At 60.1% G+C, this 19,198-nt stretch carries 17 protein-coding genes; 7 read left to right on the top strand and 10 right to left on the bottom strand.

All coding sequences use genetic code 11. The features are described from left to right. The 4 genes from AB3X94_RS34785 to AB3X94_RS34800 form a co-directional block, all read right to left on the bottom strand. The coding region (locus AB3X94_RS34785; protein ID WP_368613884.1) for a Wzz/FepE/Etk N-terminal domain-containing protein at positions 1 to 1,027 on the bottom strand (1,027 nt) is incomplete at its 3' end. Positions 1,028 to 1,293: 266 nt separating this feature from the next. After that, positions 1,294 to 1,731: a hypothetical protein gene (locus AB3X94_RS34790; protein ID WP_368613885.1), complete on the bottom strand. Its 438-nt coding sequence runs from the start codon at positions 1,729 to 1,731 to the stop codon at positions 1,294 to 1,296. Further along, on the bottom strand, positions 1,731 to 3,689 hold the full coding sequence (locus tag AB3X94_RS34795) for an RICIN domain-containing protein (protein ID WP_176111787.1): 1,959 nt from the start codon (positions 3,687 to 3,689) through the stop codon (positions 1,731 to 1,733). Before AB3X94_RS34795 ends, AB3X94_RS34790 begins: the two co-directional genes overlap by 1 nt. Before the next feature lie 17 nt (positions 3,690 to 3,706). Further along, positions 3,707 to 4,351, bottom strand: coding sequence for an SCO family protein (locus tag AB3X94_RS34800; RefSeq protein WP_176111786.1), 645 nt, complete (start codon positions 4,349 to 4,351; stop codon positions 3,707 to 3,709). Positions 4,352 to 5,418: 1,067 nt separating this feature from the next. Here AB3X94_RS34800 and AB3X94_RS34805 point away from each other — a divergent pair. Continuing rightward, on the top strand, positions 5,419 to 5,736 hold the full coding sequence (locus tag AB3X94_RS34805) for a hypothetical protein (protein ID WP_368613886.1): 318 nt from the start codon (positions 5,419 to 5,421) through the stop codon (positions 5,734 to 5,736). Between the two features lie 191 nt (positions 5,737 to 5,927). Here AB3X94_RS34805 and AB3X94_RS34810 read toward each other — a convergent pair whose 3' ends face one another. Next, the gene (locus AB3X94_RS34810; RefSeq protein ID WP_368613887.1) at positions 5,928 to 6,161 is read right to left on the bottom strand and encodes a hypothetical protein; all 234 of its coding nucleotides are present in this window, start codon (positions 6,159 to 6,161) and stop codon (positions 5,928 to 5,930) included. A 43-nt stretch (positions 6,162 to 6,204) separates the two neighbouring features. Here AB3X94_RS34810 and AB3X94_RS34815 point away from each other — a divergent pair, with 43 nt between their 5' ends. Then, entirely contained in the window at positions 6,205 to 7,290 is a 1,086-nt protein-coding gene (locus AB3X94_RS34815) for a glycosyl hydrolase (RefSeq protein ID WP_368613888.1), read from the top strand. Positions 7,291 to 7,604: 314 nt separating this feature from the next. On the opposite strand, the gene AB3X94_RS34820 is transcribed toward AB3X94_RS34815, so the two are convergent. Continuing rightward, on the bottom strand, positions 7,605 to 8,390 hold the full coding sequence (locus AB3X94_RS34820; RefSeq protein WP_176123601.1) for a hypothetical protein: 786 nt from the start codon (positions 8,388 to 8,390) through the stop codon (positions 7,605 to 7,607). A 90-nt stretch (positions 8,391 to 8,480) separates the two neighbouring features. After that, positions 8,481 to 9,353, bottom strand: a complete 873-nt coding sequence (locus AB3X94_RS34825; protein WP_176111780.1) for an endonuclease/exonuclease/phosphatase family protein — start codon at positions 9,351 to 9,353, stop codon at positions 8,481 to 8,483. A gap of 246 nt (positions 9,354 to 9,599) precedes the next feature. Here AB3X94_RS34825 and AB3X94_RS34830 point away from each other — a divergent pair, with 246 nt between their 5' ends. Next, positions 9,600 to 10,292, top strand: coding sequence for a phosphatase PAP2 family protein (locus AB3X94_RS34830; protein WP_176112016.1), 693 nt, complete (start codon positions 9,600 to 9,602; stop codon positions 10,290 to 10,292). Here the strand turns inward: AB3X94_RS34830 and AB3X94_RS34835 are convergent. Then, positions 10,287 to 11,180, bottom strand: a complete 894-nt coding sequence (locus AB3X94_RS34835) for an SDR family oxidoreductase (protein ID WP_368613889.1) — start codon at positions 11,178 to 11,180, stop codon at positions 10,287 to 10,289. The two genes, AB3X94_RS34830 and AB3X94_RS34835, sit on opposite strands and share 6 nt — an antisense overlap. A gap of 103 nt (positions 11,181 to 11,283) precedes the next feature. On the opposite strand from AB3X94_RS34835, the gene AB3X94_RS34840 reads away from it, so the two are divergent. Both AB3X94_RS34840 and AB3X94_RS34845 read left to right on the top strand, forming a co-directional pair. Continuing rightward, entirely contained in the window at positions 11,284 to 12,141 is an 858-nt protein-coding gene (locus AB3X94_RS34840; protein WP_368613890.1) for a helix-turn-helix transcriptional regulator, read from the top strand. Positions 12,142 to 12,229: 88 nt separating this feature from the next. Next, a complete protein-coding gene (locus AB3X94_RS34845) occupies positions 12,230 to 14,146 on the top strand; it encodes a potassium transporter Kup (RefSeq protein ID WP_368613891.1) in 1,917 nt (638 codons plus the stop codon). A 20-nt stretch (positions 14,147 to 14,166) separates the two neighbouring features. Here AB3X94_RS34845 and AB3X94_RS34850 read toward each other — a convergent pair whose 3' ends face one another. Next, complete coding sequence (locus AB3X94_RS34850; RefSeq protein WP_368613892.1) at positions 14,167 to 15,753, bottom strand: alpha-amylase family glycosyl hydrolase; 1,587 nt, start codon at positions 15,751 to 15,753, stop codon at positions 14,167 to 14,169. A gap of 49 nt (positions 15,754 to 15,802) precedes the next feature. Here AB3X94_RS34850 and AB3X94_RS34855 point away from each other — a divergent pair, with 49 nt between their 5' ends. Together AB3X94_RS34855 and AB3X94_RS34860 are read left to right on the top strand one after the other, a co-directional pair. Next, positions 15,803 to 17,467, top strand: a complete 1,665-nt coding sequence (locus AB3X94_RS34855) for an alpha-amylase family protein (protein ID WP_368613893.1) — start codon at positions 15,803 to 15,805, stop codon at positions 17,465 to 17,467. A 130-nt stretch (positions 17,468 to 17,597) separates the two neighbouring features. Then, complete coding sequence (locus AB3X94_RS34860; RefSeq protein ID WP_368613894.1) at positions 17,598 to 18,611, top strand: Gfo/Idh/MocA family protein; 1,014 nt, start codon at positions 17,598 to 17,600, stop codon at positions 18,609 to 18,611. Positions 18,612 to 18,672: 61 nt separating this feature from the next. On the opposite strand, the gene AB3X94_RS34865 is transcribed toward AB3X94_RS34860, so the two are convergent. Then, entirely contained in the window at positions 18,673 to 19,020 is a 348-nt protein-coding gene (locus AB3X94_RS34865) for a hypothetical protein (RefSeq protein WP_368613895.1), read from the bottom strand. Between the last annotated feature and the right edge of the window lie 178 nt (positions 19,021 to 19,198).

Raw genomic sequence — 19,198 nt, forward strand, 5'->3', positions numbered from 1 at the left:
GCAGGCTGCGCTGCGTGGCCACGCTCTGATCCAGATAGGCCTTGCCCTGCTCACTGAGGTTGAACACGCCCATGCGGTTGCGCATGTCGTTATAGCGCCCCTCGGCGCGCTCCAGGTCGCTCTTGAGTTGCGGCAGCTGTGCGCTCAGGAACTCGAGCGACCTCTCGGCTTCCGCCGCCTTGCGCTTCAGATTCTGGTCGACATACGCATTGCCGATTTCGGCAAGCGTGCTGGCCGTCAGCATCCGCTCGGAGCCCGTCAGCGACGCGCCGATGATGCCGCTGTCCTTGCCCTTCTGCGACACGGTCAGCCTGTTCTGCAGGTTCTCCACCGTCTTTTCGCGCGACTGCCTCTCCAGAATGAACTGCGTGCCCGGCCTCGCGTTCAGCGCATCGACCCGCAGCGTGATCGCCCCTTCAGGCAGTGTCGTGTCGAGCGTTGCGCCCACACGGCCCTCGACCGGCTCGCTCAGATCCGACTGCTCCAGCCGGTAGCGCCCGTCCTCCAGAACGGTCAGCACGAACTTCTCGCCTTCGAATGCTTCCGGAACGTTGAAGCTGGACACCTTGACCGATTCGTTGCCCCACGCATATCCGCCAAATCCAAACAGACCAGGCGAGGAAAGACTTTTGGCCTGCCGCCCCAGCCAGTCGCCGATCAACGGAAAGCGCTTTGGCTTTGCGCTGATATCGAGGCGCAGATCGTCGACGGCCTTGCCGACCACCATTCTCGACTGAATGATTTCCATCTCGGCCGTCGCCTCTGTCTTGACGTCGAACATGCTCGAGACGTCGCCCAGAGGACTCCTTGAATTGTTGGTCGGGATGCTGTCTTCCACCTGCACGAGAATATCGGCCTGGTACACCGACGGCGCGATAAACGCGTATGCCACGCCCAGGGCGAGCACGCTGCCGGCGATTCCACCGACCAGCCAGCGGTTAGCCATCAGTACGTCGAAATAACGTGAGAGACTCACATCGTTATTGCGAACCACAGCGGCATTCGTAAGGAGAGAGTTCTGGTTCATCGAAACCCCAGGGCGGGTGTACGAAAAGGGTGGAAGCTGGATTTAAGGTGCAGGCGATACGGACCCGCCGCCTGCTCGAATCAAATCGTCTTATCGTCTATACAGCTTCCGCCGGACCTGGCGCAGACTTCTAATTTTTCGGCATCGGATATATTGCGCCGGCAGACAGACATCGAGTTATTCATATCAGACGCAATCGCAGCCTATCTGACGGCTTGCCGCACCTCCGTACGCTGCCGCACGTTGTCACTTTTCAGCCCAACGTGCTAGGGCCTGGTCACGAAATGCCAGAGCGCCGCACACTCGGTATCGGATATCCGGTAGTGAGGCATGGCTTTGCGCAACAACACGTTGGCTGGGTCGATGCCTTCCCTCAGCGCCCTGCAGAACGTTGCCTGATCGTAACTGCTCGCCGGACCGTCCCTTCGACTCTTCGCAGGAAACAGGGTGCCGGCGGTCAACGGTGGTGCGAATGCGTCGGCCGCGCCGGTTTGCGAATGGCAGTTCGCGCAACGGGTAGTCGAGCCGGGCAGCAGATGATCGTCGTCGCGCAATTGCGCCGCGACCGAACGCTGCCCGTTGAAGATCGCGCACCCGAGATCCTTCGGCTCGCAAAGCGGCGCGGCGTGCGCAACATGCGTGATGCCCGCCAACCCAAGCATCAGCGCCACACGCGCCGCGGTTCGCCGTGACAGTAGTGCCATCACTGGATCTGCACCGTGCGCGAAACGCTCGGCACGCCCTTCGCGTTCAGGCCAAACAGCATGTAGTAGCCGGGCACCACGACACCCGGATCGGAAGGAATATTGATCAGATATTCACCCGCCGTTCCTACCGTGAAAGTCACGGGTACCCGACGCTGCTCGTTGTTGACCGCGTGGGTCGACGAAGACATGCGCATCAACGCAAAGGCCGTGATGCCACTGCTGCCCGTTACGGCGATCGATGTCCCGAGCTGTGCTGTGGTCGGCGCGGCTGTGAGGGTCGGTCGGGTTGCCGCCGAGCCGTCCGCGTTCAGCAGGTACGGCGGGGTCAGTATTTCGAGGTTCGTGTGATTTGTCGAGCAACTTCCGCACAGTCCACCGCCGCCGCTCAGTACGCGACCGTCCGGCAACAGCAGTCCGATGCTGTGATAGTTACGCGGCACGGCTTGCGGCGGGAGCACCGAGAAAGTCTTGGTGGTAGGGTCCCACAACTCTGGCGCCAGCACGGAGGTGTCGTCCGAAAACGTTACCGGGTACGCCTCTCCACCTAAGACCACCACCTGACCGTTCGGCAAGACCACGCTGGTGTTAAAGGCGCGGCGGTAATTCATCGGCGTAAGCGTTTGCGTCACCGCGGTGCCGCTACTGATGTCGATTAGCGTGGCGTTCGCAGTCGCATTGGCATACTCGTAGCTCGTCGCACCGCCTACAGCCAGGATCTTGCCAATATCGTACATAACGGCGTTGCCGTTCATCGCATCGGTATCGCTGCCCCGGTTGCCGGCAGGCGTCACGTTGCCCGCGCCGGCGGTATCGAACCAGTGCATGGCAACGCTCGGACCGGCGTGGAAGACTCGCCCATTTGCCACCGCAAATAGCCATGCATGATTGTCGGAGCGGAAAATGCCAGCCGCGTCATTCGTGAGGATGTAGTCGGCGAGAATGGCGCTGTTGACCTGCCAACCCGTACTCGGTGACCAGGTTTCGCCGGTCTTGCCGCCTTCGCCTCCGTTCCACGAACCACCCACCTGGAATACGTTGCCATTGCTCAACGTTACGCTGCCCTGATAGGCGCGCGCAATCTTCATTAGAGGACCTGACGACCATTGTCCAGTGGAAGGCGTGTAGAAGCTCGTCTCGTCGCTGCTCGAACCACCGGTGACGTAAATACGACCATCCGGAAGATTGACGATGCCAGGACAGAACATATCGTGGCCGGTATTCGTCACATAGACCTGTTTGCTGGTGCCGGTCGTCGGGTTGAAGATTGCGGTGTACGTGTTGCCGGGGGTGACTTCGCCAGCCGTAAAGTTCAGCTTCTGGTCAGCGGACCACAGTACCACCGTTCCATCGGGGAGATTCGCCGCAGCAGCCGGCACGATCGACAGGTTATAGGGTGTCGTCCACTTCGCCGGCAATGTTTTCGCGGTCATGCCGCTGATCTGCCACGTCTGCAGCGGGCCGCCGCTGCAAGGCTGCTGCGTGATCTGCGAGCCCTGCGCGGTGAGACCCGCAATCGCCAGACACAAGTTACTCTGCGACGCAACGATTGCAAAGCCGCCACCTTGCGGTATCAGCTGAAAGCTTTGATTCGGCTGGCCGTTGCAGTTCCACTGGTCCGCCCCAGCACCCGCGTCCGTGCTTACCCCATAGATGTCGAGGCAAAGATTGCTGTTGACGTTGACGAACTGATAAAGCCCGTTGTTCTGCGTCACTGTCCAAAGCTCGTTATTCTGACCATTGCAGGTCCACTCGATGACCGAGGCGCCAGGCGTTGTCGATATGGCGCTCACATCGGCGCACAAGCTCGTGCCGTTAATGGTGATCGTGCTCGATGTCTGCGCGTCCGCCGTCGCGGAGAACATTGAAAGCACCGGCAAGAATGCAATTAGCAGCAATGCTTTCACGCACTTGCCGAATAATTGCGAGGTGATCCTACGCGATCTTGTTTGTGACATGTTCTCAGTCCAATAGATTACACACGCCCTAATGCGCCCAGTACCTCGCAAACTTGATCCGCGCGGGGCAGGTCATCGCTTCGCCAGCGCAACATTCCGTTAGCGTCGAAGCAGTAGATTTGGGTCGAGTGATCGGCAATGTTGCCGAGTGGCAAGGTGCTGCCCGAAAGCGCTGTGCGCATCCGATCGACGTCCTGCAACGTCGGCGTGGCCGCCCGCCATTCGGGTCCGGCCTGGAAGCGCTTGAGCCATGCGTGCAGCGCGGGCGGCGAGTCGGAAAGCGGATCGATTCCAATCGACACCAACTGAACGGGATAGCGATGCTGCAACTGCGATATCCGTTGCTGAACGGTGCTGAACAGCGCACCTTGCAAAGGACAAACTGAACTGCATCCTGTGTAAATCGTCTGCAACGCAGTTACTTTCCGATGCAACAGGTCGGTTAGCAGCTGCTTCTGGCCGCTTTGATCGATCACCCAGTAGTCGTCGAGACGAATAGGCGGCGTGACGAGTCCCACGCTTGCGTGCTGCGCATATAGCGGAAAGGAAATGCCGGCTAACGCCGCCGCCGATACGCCACGCAGCAGCGCACGACGACTCGGGTTTCGGACCGGCGCGCGCGCGCGCAACGCCGCGCGACTCGGCGCGTGTTGATGAAACATGAACATGATCTCCCGCAACGTGTAACGATCTTCAGAACTATTCGTCGCCATCTTTTATTGCGTGTTACTCGCGCGGCAAATACGCATACTTCGCGCGACGGCTACGTTCGCTCTCTGGTGGCGAATCATCGGTACTGGTGAGCGTATCAGGGAACCTTCATGAAAATGACAGTGTCCGTCCCGCGACTTGCTGCGTTTTGTGAGGTCGGCCACATAACCATGAACACCCAAAAACTGTGCATTTGGAAGGCCCGAGCAAAGCTCTTTCTTTGACTTGCAGATCTCGAGTTGCGCGCTGAATCACTGAATGCGGTAGAGGTGGAGAAGTGTTTCGCTGGCGATATGTGTCAGTCTGCGCCCTGACTCGCGGTGTTCGCTTTATTTCGAAACTCAAAGGCGAACCGTTGCGAAAATCCGCATTTCGCGATTTATTTAATGCGATCAGGGCAGCGCCACCAAAATTCCTCGACGGATGGTCTCTCTTTCTAAAACCATACTAATGAATTCAATTAGGTTTTCAGCCGCCAAGAACTAGACATTGGCAGAAAAGAGGTGCCCACCCCTGTCCATAGGCGCCAGGTAACAACTTTGTAACGGTTCTCCTGCTGTTGGGTGAATTCATCGGGAGAGCGTGGGAACGCGTCTGGATAAGCGTGGGAAGGGAGGCAGGGCACCTTACCGATAGGCTCCCATATCACAAATTTCGTTGTTACGCTTAGTTACGACCGCCGAGGCAATTTTTGTTCCATTTCTGTATCATTCGTTTCGTCAGATCAGTCAGGGAAAACCTAGGTCGATTTTGATTCGATCAGTAGAACTTCGCAATTTGCGACGAATCAGCGAATCTTCCTTTTTGAAGGATGAAAGCGGTTTTCCGCGCATCGCATTAAAATCTGAGGATTAAATTCAATTAATGCACGACGCGAGTCCGGCAACGGGCGCCCTTGACAAAAGCGGATCATTAGTTAGTTGTACTCCGTGTTGTTGCGTAATTATTCGTGGCGACGTCCTTATCACGCGAACGTTGTTCGTTTTAGCGGCCAAGGTTCATGGGCCTTGATAGACAGATGTCCTCTTTCAGCAGACTCTCTCCAAGACTAAAGCCATCATTTCGTCAACTTCCTCAGATCGCAAAAATTGTTTCAGTGCTTGCATTTACCGCAGGAATTCTGAGCCTTGCAGGTTGCGGCGGTGAAACAAGCGATGATGGCAACACGCAGTCCGTGACTGCCAGCTCCTCCCTTTCTGCCAACGCAGTCGCGAACGCGACTACGAATGCGTACAGCAACGGCGTAGTGCCCACCGATAACGGTTCGCCGCCGGTTCAGGCGAACGGTCAGCCTTATAACCGCGCCCAGGTGCAACGGGCGGGACAAGGCGATTGAGCCGTTTCGCGACGATCAATACGAAAGCCGCATATCCCGCGCAAGACCATTTGCAATCGTGACGTCAGCGACAGTTGACTCACGTGTTCGACGTGTTTGCGTTACGTGTGCCATCGCTTCAGGAACTGATGGTCATCGGCAAACGTAACGCCAACGTTCTCGGTCCATTTCTCCGTCAGTAGCATTTATAGCTAATCCATGAAATTCAGACTCTGCTCCTTATTCACCGTTTTAGCCCTGTTGTGCGGGCAATCGATGCCAGCGTTCTCCAAGTCGTTCTCCAGGTCACATTGGGGCAACACCAACACCACATCGACAACCGCAGCCGCCACCACATCCACGCCAGCCACCACGTCCAACACGTCCAACACGTCCACCGCATCCACCGCAGCCACCACCGCGACCACTGCAAGCGCCACTGCCACGCTGCAGCCGCCGCCCACCGGAAGCGGAAACGACCGTTTTGCAATGGACGTGAACTGCAATCTCTGGAGCGGGGATCAGACGGCGCTCAACGAATGCTCAAAAGACCTGGATCTGATTGCCGGATTGGGCGTCGGTACGGTTCGCCTCGGTGTTTCGTGGGACTTCATGACACTGGCCGACGGCAGCACGCTGGACCCCAATAAGGTGGCCTTTCTGAAGGGGCTTTTGAACGCCGCACGCACGCGCGGCATGAAGATTCTTTTCGAGGTGGGCATGTACGCGCCGTCTAGCGCATACCAATGCTCGGCCACCCAGAATCCGCCGAGCGGATCGTCGCCGCGACTCGACTTCTGCGACGCAACGTTCACGAAGTATCTCGGCTCGCTGATGGACGTCGTTCTGCCCTTCACGGCCGATATCGAACTGTTCAATGAGACCAACTGGTCGTTCTCGGCTTCGGACCCGTCTTACGGCGATCCGAACGGTATCTCCGGCTACATTCTGAATCGCAGCAAGACGCTCTATTCGGAAACCAAGCAGGTCCTGAACACGAAGAGCCAGTCGGGCTACAAAACGGTTCTGCATACTCAGGGCATCTCGTACTTCTACAACTCGGCGTATCCGAATAACGGCTGGTTACCGCCCGCAGGCAACCAACTGATCCAGGCGACCGACTACATCAATGCCATGGGCAACAACATGAAGAGTGCTTCCAGCCCGTTGAACACCACGATCGACGTCGTCGACGTTCACCCGTACTTCGGCAGCGCCGAGTACGACACGCTGGTGCAGGCATTCGTGACTACCGTGTCGAACCTCGTGAGCAGCGGTGCGAAGCCGATCTGGCTGACCGAGACCAACAATGGCACCAACGGTACGGACGCCGGACAAACGGCCGCGTTCAATCAGTTGAAGATTCTGATGAACAACGGTTCGGTGGCAAAGGCGTTCTGGTATGTCGTGCGTAACGGCGATCCGAGCAACGGCGAGGGTGACGGCTACTCGATCTACGACTACAACCGTAACCTGATTCGCCCGCAGCTTGCAGCCGCGATTCAGGCCTACACGGCAACCATTCCGAATTCGGAACGTTTCCTGTCGGGTTCTTATCTGACTCCGATCAAGTAAGCCTGCCCGTGTAGCCCATGAATGAAGGGAGCGCCGACTATGGCGCTCCCTTCTTTTTTGACGTTTGGATACGCCCCGTGTGCGATCGCTCACGTCAGGCGGCGAACTCGTCCGGCAGCGGACGAGTCAACTCAGCGCCGTGCTTTTCTTCTTTTCTTCGGCTTCGGTGGCGTGAGTGCGGCGCTCCAAAACGCGGAGGCCGCGCGTTTGGCCGCCGCCGTCGTTCGTACCCGCGCCGAGTTGGCGATGGTATTGGCGCCGCTTAGCCACATGCTCAGGAACGGGTTCTTCCTGGTCGTAGCCTCTTCGCTCTACTACCGCATCGCTCGCCCAGCAGGACGCTGCGGCAAAAAAATCACGCACAGGGCCATGAACGAAACCAGAATCACCGATGCATAGAGTCGGCTGATCTCGAGCCCACCTTGAGAAACGGGTTTGTCGAGCAGATCTCCCAAGGTCGCGCCGAGCGGACGGGTCAGGATGAACGCTGCCCAGAAAATGGCGGTCCGCGACAGCCGCGACCAGTAATACAGCGCGCCGACGATCAGCAGACCCGCACCGAAGATCAAAGCGCCGTTCTCATAGCCAAGCCCCAGTCCGCCTTCGTCCGATCCCGCCACCCAATCGCCCAACGCCGTACCCAGTGTCTGCGAAAAGAGGATCGTCACCCAATAGAACCACTCGGCTCTCGGCGTGGTTACGCTCTGCACTGACACCGTACCTTCCGATTTGTACCAGATGCCCAGGCTCGCAAGCAGAAGCGCGAAGACGATCATGACACCGCCAGGATAGCCAACTCCCACGGATCGATCGAAGAAGTCGGCCAGCGTGGTACCGAGCGTGGTCGTTGCGACGATGGTCGCCCAATAAAGCGTGGCATTGAACCGCTCCGCCCTGATCTGCCCTGCGACCAGCGCAATAAAAATAACTGCAAAGATCCCGGTGCCGATCAGATAACCCAATTTGAGCGACATGGTCACCCAATCGCCGCCCGTTTCACCAAGTGTCGTGGCGGCGATTTTGATGATCCAGAAGCCCAGCGTGATCTGAGGGACTTTGCTGACTGCATGCGCGCGAATTTCCGATTGGCTGCTATTCATGTGAGGTGCTCACTATTCTGGTAGCTTGAACATAGGCTCAACCATCGCAGAACAACTCTTAACAGAGCCTTAAGCATTCCCGCGGAAGTTTCAACGCAGTTCCAGCCACATCGGCTGATGATCGGACGAGCGGCTGTGCGGATCGACATCGCACGACGCAATGCGTGTGCCCAGGTCTTGCGTGACGAAAACGAAATCGCACGCGAATGGTCCGTCGGGCCATTGCTCGTGATCGTATAGGCCGACCGTCGCAGCCCGCGGCTCGCCGGGGTGCGCGCGGGCCCACGCATCGACGAAGGTCGGCGCGTCGGCGATCGGTTCGAGCATCCGGCAAAACGCGGTGTCTTCGAACGCGCTGTTGAAGTCCCCGCAGACAACCGCGCTGAGCGGACGCGCCGTATCGGCAAACGGGCTGTCCGGCTTTTCACCACGCGCGGGAAAGTGCGCGTGATTGCATGCTTCCTGATGCAACTCGCGCAGTCTCGCCACTTGCGCGAGCCGCTGTTTCTCCGAATAGAACTCGAGGTGCGTGCTGATGACACGAATCGGACCGACGTCGGCTTCGAGCACCGCTTCGAGCGCGACGCGCAGCATCGACGGCTTGGCGGGATCGGCAGGCCACGGCAGCGAATGGCGCAGCACCTGACGAACCGGTAAGCGGGTCACGATGGCATTACCGAACTGCCGCCGATGACGGCTCGCGCCCAGCGACGGCAGATCGGAGCCGATCGCATCGAGCACGGTCATTTCCGGAAGCAGAGCGGCAAGTTCGGCGAACTGATCGGACGACGGCGCGCCTTTCAATCCGCCTGCAGCCGGTGCTTCATTAAAGCCGCGGGTGACTTCCTGCAGACACAGCACGTCGAAGTCGCACAACGCGCGTGCTTCCCGCACGATCCGGCCGAGGTCGACGCGGCCGTCGACGCCGCAGCCCCACTGAATATTCCAGTCGACCAGTTTCATGATGGCCTCCTTGAAAGAATCCGACTATCGGTCATCGCTGCGCCTGGCGCTGCTACGGAAACAACTTCCGACAGAGCGATTCCAACCCGTATTCCGCATTGTGATGAGCGATCGCCGGGTCACCGAAAGTTAGCGATGAAATTGCGCAGTAAAAATTGTCAGTGAAGGTAAGCGCCAAAAAATGCCGTGCGTGCGATGAATTATGCTGATAGTCATCCGCGACTGCCCCAATTTCTTTGGAAAATAATGAATAGCTTCGATTTATCCATCGAAACATATCTATCCAACATACATTTCAGTCATTTCGCGACGCTATCCATACAAGCCATCGACAACCTGTACACCTTCAAAGGTCTCGTACTCGTTCCCGTGCTGTGGTGGATGTGGTTTCAGCAAGACGAATGCCGCGAATGGCGGCGAGAAATGGTTCTCGCGACGGTTGTCAGCGGCCTCGCGGCGCTCTTCGTCGGAAGAGTGCTGACTCACTGGTTGCCGTTCAGGGTGCGCCCCGTCTATGACCCCGAACTGCATCTGAGCTTCGCCAGCGGCGATATCAAGGACGCAGTGCTGACCAACTGGAGTTCCTTCCCGAGCGATCACGCGATGCTATGGATGGCGGTCGCCACCGGCATTTTCCTCGTGTGGCGGGGTATCGGCGTGCTGGCGCTTCTCTATACCGCGCTGTTCATTTGCCTTCCGCGCGCCTATCTCGGCTTTCACTATCCGACCGATTTGCTGGTGGGCGCCGCGGTGGGGATCACGATCACCTTGATCATGACGCGCGACGCGATCCGCACGCGCTACGCGACGCCGGTGCTGCGATGGATGGACCGCCACCCGGCGCCCGCTGCGACGCTAGCCTTTATTCTGTGCCTCCAACTCGTCACACAGTTCGACGAACTGCGCAGGCTCGCGAGCGGCATATTGAAACATCTATGATGGAACGTAGCGCGCTTCGTTCAGATCCGACAGTAGCGTGGGACCGGTCGGCCGCCAGCCCAAACGCGCCTGCGTCTGCGCGCTCGATGCCGGCATATCGAGCGCGGCGAACATGGCCATCCATCCGAAGTACGCCTGCGCTTCGCCCCGCGCGATCGAGACGACCGGCAACTTCAGGCCGCGCCCCAGCGCTTCGGCGATCTCTCGTGCACTAACACCCTCTTCGCCGACCGCGTGATAGCGCGCACCGCGTTCGGCCTTCTCGATCGCAAGCCGGTACAGCCGCACGACATCCGACAGATGCCCCGCCGGCCAGCGATTACGTCCTTCCTCCACATACGCGCACACGCCTTTGTCCCCAGCGATCTGGATGAGCGGCGTGATGAGGCCTTGCCTGTATGGGTTATGCACTTGTGGCAAGCGCATTACCGACACGTTGACTCCGTCCTTCAGCAGTGCATTGCCGGCCAGCTCGGAGCCGATGCGCGGGTTCGGGTGATTGGTGTTGAACACGTCCTCGACGGCCGGCTGCCCGTTGTCCCGGCTGCCGACGCCCGTGCCTGAAGTGATCAGAAGCGGCCGATCCGAGCCCGCCAGCGCCGCGCCAAGTGCTGCGATCGCACGCTTGTCCTTGTCGCAGTTCTCCACGAAGTGCGAGAAGTCGTGATCGAAAGCAAGATGTATGACGGCGTCGGCCTTCGCGGCGCCGCTGCGCAGGCTGTCGGTGTCTTCGAGCGTGCCGCGATGCACCTCCGCGCCCGCTGCGACGAGCGCCTGCGCGCCCTGATCGGAGCGGGTCATGCCGATCACGTGATGCCCGGCTTCGATAAGTTCGGGCACCAAAGCCGAGCCGATAAACCCGGTTGCGCCTGTCAGAAAGATTCGCATGGTCAAGTCTCCAGAATAGCCACCGACGCACTATGCGATCATTCGCTATGCTATTGAAGTAGTGAGCTTATCCCGGTAAAGCGACTAACAGGTTATTCGTCCAGTGAACACCGCCCAATCCCTCGGAGACTTTCTGCGCAGCCGCCGCACGCGGCTCGACCCGGCCAGCTTCGGTTTCTCGGGCCGCCGGCGTACGCCCGGCTTGCGCCGGGAAGAAGTCGCGCAGCGCGCGAATATCAGTTCGACCTGGTATACCTGGCTCGAGCAGGGCCGCGGCGGCGCGCCGTCCGCCGCGGTGCTGGAGCGCATCTGCGCGGCGCTGATGCTGACCAACGCGGAGCGCGAACATCTGTTCATGCTGGGCCTCGGGCGCCCCCCGGAAGTCCGCTACCGCTCCACCGACGCAGTGGACCCGCGCTTGCAGCGCGTGCTCGATTCGCTCGAGGCGAGCCCGTCGATCATCAAGACCGCGACGTGGGACGTGGTCGCATGGAATCGCGCGGCAGCCGTCGTGTTGACCGACTACAGCGCGCTGCCGCCGGGCCAGCGCAACATCCTGCGCTTCCTGTTCGGCAATCCCGACGCCCGCGCAAAACAGCATGACTGGGAGAGCGTCGCCCGCTCCGTGGTGGGGACGTTCCGCGCGGACGTCGCACGCGCGGGGATCGCTTCGGAGGTGGGCGATCTGGTCGACGATCTGTGTCGCAAGAGCCCCGACTTCGAACGCATGTGGCGCGAAAACCAGGTATTCGGCCACAGCGAAGCCCAGCACGTTAAGCGCCTGCTGCATCCTGCGTTCGGAACCATCGAAATGGAATATTCGCTGTTCGCCGTCGATGGCCGGCCAGAGCTGAGCATGCTCGTCTACACCCCGCTCGACGCGCGAATTGCCGCGCGCATCCGTAGCGCCGTTTCGGCGATGGACGAGACTGACAGCGCCGCGCCCCTGAGCGCTGCATGATCGGCTTCTACGGTCGAGCGCGGCCGACGGATTGCACTTCGGCCCACAAATTGCTCGTACGGCATCGCACAACCTTCGTGTAAAAAAAATGCCTGAGCAAAAGAGGGAGCAAAGCGACGATTCGTCGTCTCGCCGCCAGCGCGGCGGCGGCACGCTCGTGCTAGGCGCACTGGGTGTCGTATTCGGCGACATCGGCACGAGTCCCATCTACGCGTTGCGCCAAGCCGCCATCGAAACCGGTTCGATCGACGTGCAGGTCGTGATGGGCACGCTGTCGATGATCGTGTGGGCCGTCGTCATCGTCGTCATACTCAAGTACGCGTGGTACGTGATGGCCGCCGACAATGAAGGCGAAGGCGGCATCATCGCACTGACGGCGCTGGTCCGCTCGGGCTATGAGGACGAAGGGCGGCGGGTGCCGCGTGCGCTGCTGCTCGCGGGACTCTTCGGCGCCGCGATGTTCTATGGCGATTCGATGGTAACGCCGGCCGTATCCGTACTGTCGGCCGTCGAGGGACTGAGCGAGATCAGTCCATCTTTCGATCCATGGGTCGTGCCGATCGCGGCAGCCATCCTGATCGCGCTCTTCTCGTTTCAGCGACGTGGCAGCTCGGTGGTCGGGCGCGCATTCGGTCCCGTGATGGCCGTGTGGTTTCTGTCTCTTGCCTCGGTCGGGCTCTATCGGGTCGCGCAACATCCCGTCGTGTTGCATGCGCTATCGCCGCGATGGGCCGTATCGCTGATGATCGGCCATCCCCGCATCGCATTCACGATTCTCGCCGCCGTGATTCTCGCGCTGACCGGAGCGGAGGCCCTGTATGCCGACATCGGTCACTTCGGACGCCGCGCGATCCGTATTGCGCTCTTCGCCATCGTGTTTCCGTCGATCATCATCGGCTACTTCGGGCAGGCAGCAACCCTGTTGTTCGTGCCCGGCTCTTTTCACCAGCCGTTCTTCCACGCTGCGCCGCCGTGGGCGCTCGTGCCGGGCGTCATCATCGCGATGCTCGCGACGATCATCGCTTCGCAAGCGGTGATTTCAGGCGCATTTTCAATGACGAGTCAGGCGATCGAACTGGGCTTTCTGCCGCGCCTGCGGGTCGTCGAAACGTCAACAGAGCGGCGCGGACAGGTCTATTCGCCCGCCGTCAACCTGATCCTGTTCGTGGCGGTGCTGTTTCTCGTGCTGGTGTTTCGAAGCTCGTCGAACCTGACTTCGGCGTACGGCATCGCAGTCGCGCTGACGATGCTGATCACCACGATCCAGATGATCAGCGTGTCGCGCAACGTCTGGCATTGGCCCCGCTACGGCGTGGCGCTCGTGAGCGCGCCGTTGCTCGTCGTCGACGTGACGCTGGTATCCGCGAACGTGCCGAAAATCGCTTCCGGCGGCTGGTTTCCTGTCGCCGTCGGGCTGATTCTTTTCGTGCTGATGTCGACCTGGAATCGCGGACGCGAGATTGCCGCAACCCATGCGAACGAAGCCGATGCGCTCGACGCGTTCCTGCGCGACGCGCTAGCCGGTCCCGAACCTCCGGCTCGCGTGCCAGGCACCGCGGTTTATCCGGGCAACGCATCGGGCAAGACACCGGCGACATTCAGGAGCAACATCCGCCACAACCGCGTGCTGCACGAGACGACGATTTTCTTCGCCAACATATCGGAGTCAGCGCCGCGTATCGATGACGAAACGCGCATCGACGTGCGAGACCTCGGCAACGGATGCTTCGAGATCATTGCGCATCATGGGTTCGTCGAGCGCCCCAACCTGCCGCGACTGCTTGAATCGCTGGCGGGTCGGTTCGATGGCTGGCACTACGATCCCAGGCACACCACGTTTTTCCTGCCGCGCGATGAAGTCATCAAGGGACGTTCGCACGGCAGCATGACGCGCTGGCGCGAGGCGCTGTTCGGACAGATGGCGTTTCATTCCACGCCCAGCGCGGAATACTATGGGCTTCGAGCGGAAGACGTCGTTGAACTTGGCATTCAGGTGGCGCTTTGAACCGGTGAGTCATCTACCGTTCATGATGGAGAGTCAACGATCACGATGACCGCCTCGCTGGCGGCAAGCAAATTGGCGCCCTGGATGAAGGCGTCACCGATGCGCGTGGTCACCGTCGATAGCAGCACCATGCCCGCGCGCGATTGCACGGTGGCAGCTTCGGCACCCATGTTCAGCGCGATGAACAGACATTGATTGCTGGAGCGCCGCTCATAGGTCAGCACGTCGCCGTCGGCAACGACATTCTCTATCGTGCCCCGCACGAGCGCGGCGCTGCTGCGGCGCAGGCTCAGCAAACGCCGATACAGCGACAACATGCTCGACATATCGCCGTCCTGTTCGCGCACGCTCGTCGCGGTCGCAATCGGCAACCACGGTCTGCCGTCCGTGAAGCCCGCATTCGGCAGCGAGCCATCCCATTGCATAGGCGTGCGCTCGGGATCGCGTCCCTGGCAAATGCCCGGTTGCCGGAGCTCCGCCGGGTCCTGAATCTGATCGGACGCGATATAGCCGTCCGTCATGCCGATTTCATCGCCGTAGTAAAGCGTCGGCGTGCCTCGTAGTGTCAACAGCAGCACAGCGGCCACACGTGCCTGTGCCGCGCCGACGCGCGACGCAACGCGCGGATTGTCGTGGTTTCCCAGCACCCAGTTCGGCCACGCGTATTCGGGCAACGCAACGTCGTAATCGCGGATCATGCGGGCGATGTTCTCCGCATTCCATCTCGCGCTGAGCAACTGAAAATTGAACGGCATATGCGCTCCTTCGCCGTTCACGCCGTAATACTTCACCAGTTGCGCAACAGTCAGATAGATTTCGCCGATCAGCACGCGCTCGCCGTATTCGTCCAGCGTGGCTCGCATCGAGCGGACGAGTTCATGTACTTCCGGCTGATCCTCGGTGTAAGTTTGCAACAGTCGATGATGGTCCGGCTCGCCCGGCAAATAGCCGGGATTGGGCGGATTGTCGCGAAACTGCGCGTCCTTGATCAACAGCCACAGCACGTCCACGCGGAAGCCGTCGACGCCGAGGTCGAGCCAGAAACGCAGCACCTGGTCCATCGCGCGGCGCACTTGCGGGTTCCGCCAGTTCAGGTCAGGCTGCTCGCGCAGAAACGCGTGATAGTAGTACTGCCCCGTCACCTCGTCCCACTCCCACGCCGAGCCGCCCATACGGCTCAACCAGTTGTTCGGCGGTCCGCCATCGGGCGCGGGATCGCGCCACAGATACCAGTCCCGTTTCGGATTGTCTCGCGACGAGCGGCTTTGCTCGAACCACGGATGCCGGTTCGACGAATGATTCGGCACGAAATCGAGCAGCACCTTGAGCCCGAGCCGATGCGCGTGGCCCATCAATTGCTTGAACCCGTCCAGAGTGCCGAACATCGGATCGATGTTGCAGTAGTCCGCGACGTCATAGCCAAAGTCGGCCATCGGCGACGGATAGATCGGGGAGATCCACACCGCATCGACGCCTAGCGCCGCAACGTATTCAAGGCGCGCGCTGATGCCGGACAGATCGCCGATGCCATCGCCGTTACTGTCCTGAAACGAGCGCGGATAGAGCTGATAGATCACACCGCGTTGCCACCACGCCAGCTCCGACATTGCAATTCCTCTTCACGATCGATTGTTTAGGCGCCCCCGCGCGGAACCTATGCTTAATGACCTCTGGTACAAGAACACGATCATTTACTGCCTTTCGGTAGGCACCTTCATGGACGCGAATGGCGACGGCGTCGGCGACTTCGAGGGCCTGATGCGCAGGCTCGATTACCTGCAAGGGCTCGGCATGACGACGATCTGGCTGATGCCCTTCCACCCGTCGCCAGGACGCGATAACGGTTACGACGTTTGCGACTATTACAACGTCGATCCGAAGTACGGCACGCTCGGCGATTTCGCCGAGTTCACGCATGCGTGCGCCCAGCGGGGCTTGCGGGTAATCATCGATCTCGTCGTCAATCACACGTCCGACCAGCATCCGTGGTTCCTGGAAGCACGCAGCGATCCCGCGTCGAAATATCGCGACTGGTATGTCTGGTCGGACGACAAACCGCCCGATGCGCAACGCGGCGTGGCGTTTCCGGGCGTACAGAAGTCGACCTGGAGTTTCGACAAGCGGGCAAAACGCTGGTACTTCCATCGCTTCTACGATTTTCAACCGGACCTGAATACTTCCAATCCGCATGTGCAGGCGGAGTTGCTGAAGATCATGGGCTTCTGGATTCAGCTCGGCGTGTCCGGATTCCGCATGGACGCGGTGCCCTTCGTCATCGCGACGAAGGGCCCGAAGGTGCGCCGCCCCGTCGAGCAGTACGACATGTTGCGAACGTTTCGCGAGTTTCTGCAGTGGCGCGAAGGCGACGCGATCATTCTGGCCGAAGCCAACGTGCTGCCCAAATCGGATCTCCAGTACTTCGGTGACGAGGGCGAGCGCTTGCCGATGATGTTCAACTTCCGCGTCAATCAAAACACCTTCTACACGCTCGCGACGGGCAACACGAAGCCGTTGAAGGACGCGCTGCTTGCGACGAAACCACGGCCGCCGACTGCGCAATGGGGGGTATTTCTGCGCAATCACGACGAACTCGATCTGGGCCGGCTGACGCCCGCTCAGCGCGCGGCAGTGTTCGCCGCGTTCGCCCCGGACCCCGACATGCAGTTGTATGGGCGCGGCATCCGCCGCAGACTTGCGCCGATGCTGTCGGGCGACAGACGCCGTCTTGAACTCGCCTACAGCCTGATGCTGAGTTTGCCGGGCACGCCGGTGTTCCGATACGGCGATGAAATCGGCATGGGGGACGATCTGCGCCGGCCCGAGCGCCAATGTGCGCGCACGCCGATGCAATGGTCGGGCGAGCCGCAAGGCGGCTTCACGAGCCATTCGAACCCGCCTGTGCCTGCGATCTCCGGCGGGGCTTATGGGTTCGAGCGGGTCAACGTGGCAAACCAGCGGCGCGATCCCGATTCGTTTCTCAACTGGACCGAGCGGATGATTCGCATGCGCCGGGAAGTGCCGGAAGTCAGCTGGGGGGACTTCGAAGTGCTGCCCACCTCGCGAAACGATGTGCTCGCGCTCGGTTATCACTGGCGCAACAACTCCGTGCTGTTTCTGCATAACTTCCGCGCCGAGGCGTGTACCGTCGAATTCCGCCTCAGCTCCAACGAACCCGGGCGGGATTCGCTGATCAATCTACTGTCCGACGACCACAGCGGCGCTGACGATGACGGCCGTCACACGGTGGTGCTCGAGCCGTTCGGATACCGATGGTATCGGGTGGGCGGCCTCGACTATCTGCTCAAGCGGACCGAGGTCTAGCGACGACGAGCCACGGTTAAACTGATACGATCGCATGCTCCTGGTCGTTCGCGGACTCACGCGACTTGCCGACTCACGCGAATGCTCAGCCTGCTCGACTCATCGGATACGCAATCGGAAAAGGGATGTCATGGCAAAGGATCAAATAGTCTGGGGAATTTTGGGCGCCGCAAAGATCAACGACAAGGTGGTCGTGCCCATGCACAACGCGCCGAAGTGCCGGGTGAAAGGCATCGCGTCGCGCTCTCTGGAGAAGGCGCGGGAAGCCGCGGCCAAATATGGTCTGGCTGTCGCATACGACGGCTATGAGGCGCTGCTCGCGGACCCGGAAATCGACGCGATCTATATTCCATTGCCCAATCATCTCCACGTGGAATGGACGATCAAAGCGGTCGAGGCGGGCAAGCACGTGCTGTGTGAGAAGCCGATCAGCCTGGACGCGCAACAGGTCGAACGGCTAATTGCCGCGCGCGACAAGAGCGGCCGATACATCCAGGAAGCCTTCATGGTTCGTACGCATCCGCAATGGTTGAAGGTGCGGACCCTGATCGACGAAGGCGCGATCGGCGAATTGCGGGCAGTGACCGGCGGTTTCACCTATCACAACACGAACGAAGACAATATCCGCAACAAGAGCGAGCTAGGCGGCGGCGGTCTGCTCGATATTGGTTGCTATCCGATCACGACGTCGCGCTTCACGATCGGGCGTGAGCCACGGCGCGTAGTAGCGCTGGTGGAACAGGATCCTGCCTTCAAGGTAGACCGGCTCGGCTCCGTGCTGATGGACTTCGATGGCGTGCAGGCGAGTTTCTTTTACTCGACTCAGACCTATCCGTACCAGCGGATGCAATTTCACGGCACCAGGGGGAGAATCGAAGTCGAAATTCCGTTCAATGCGCCACACGATCGACCAACGCGTCTGCTAATCAGTGAGCACAATAGCGACGGTGTCGCGACTGATCGCTGGCTGGAAGTTCCGGTGTGCGATCAATACGGCGTAGCCGCCACCACGTTCGCGGAGGCGATCCTGAGTGGCGGCCCGCAAGCTATTCCGCTGGAAGATGCGCGCGCAAATATGCGGGTGATCGATGCCGTGTTCCGCTCGGCTCAGTCGGGTGCGTGGGAGAGCATCGCCCAAAGTTGAAGTGCAATGCTGGGGCAACCTGTGCGGGTCAACGCGGCGAAGTGCCCCAGCTGTCTGATCTCTACTTGACTGGCGCAGTCACATCGCAATCGCCGCCATGGCTGCCGCCGCCAGTGCTTTTCAGCGTAAGCACGAGTCTGCTGCCTCGGTTTGCCGTCATGATCTGACCATAGCTAACCGTCGGAATGAACTGGATATCCGGCGCGACCGCCACGGGCGGATTTCTCGCCCCGTCGACGGTCAGGTCTAGCTCCACGGTGATCGAGTCGATTGCGGCGCCGAGATCCTGCTTCCGGCCGGCCTGGTCTTTGCGGAATTTGCACAGGCCCTGGAGAACCTGCTCGAGGGCAGTCGGAATATCGACCGGCTTGCCCGGTGCGATCGGAGGCGTGTTACAGCCGACGATCATGAATGGCAACGTGCAAAGCGCTACATATCGCCAGGCTCGCATCGGCTCCCCCGCTTGATGTGGTGGACGTGGTGTCTGCCTTCCCATGCTGTCGCTGGTTCAGTGCCCAGCCGGCGCACGCGAACTCAAACGCTCAATACTTGATATTCCTGGCCGCCTGACGGCCGCTCTGCCTGGT

This window comes from Paraburkholderia sp. BR10923 (assembly GCF_040948765.1).
In the GTDB taxonomy this organism is placed as follows: domain Bacteria; phylum Pseudomonadota; class Gammaproteobacteria; order Burkholderiales; family Burkholderiaceae; genus Paraburkholderia; species Paraburkholderia youngii.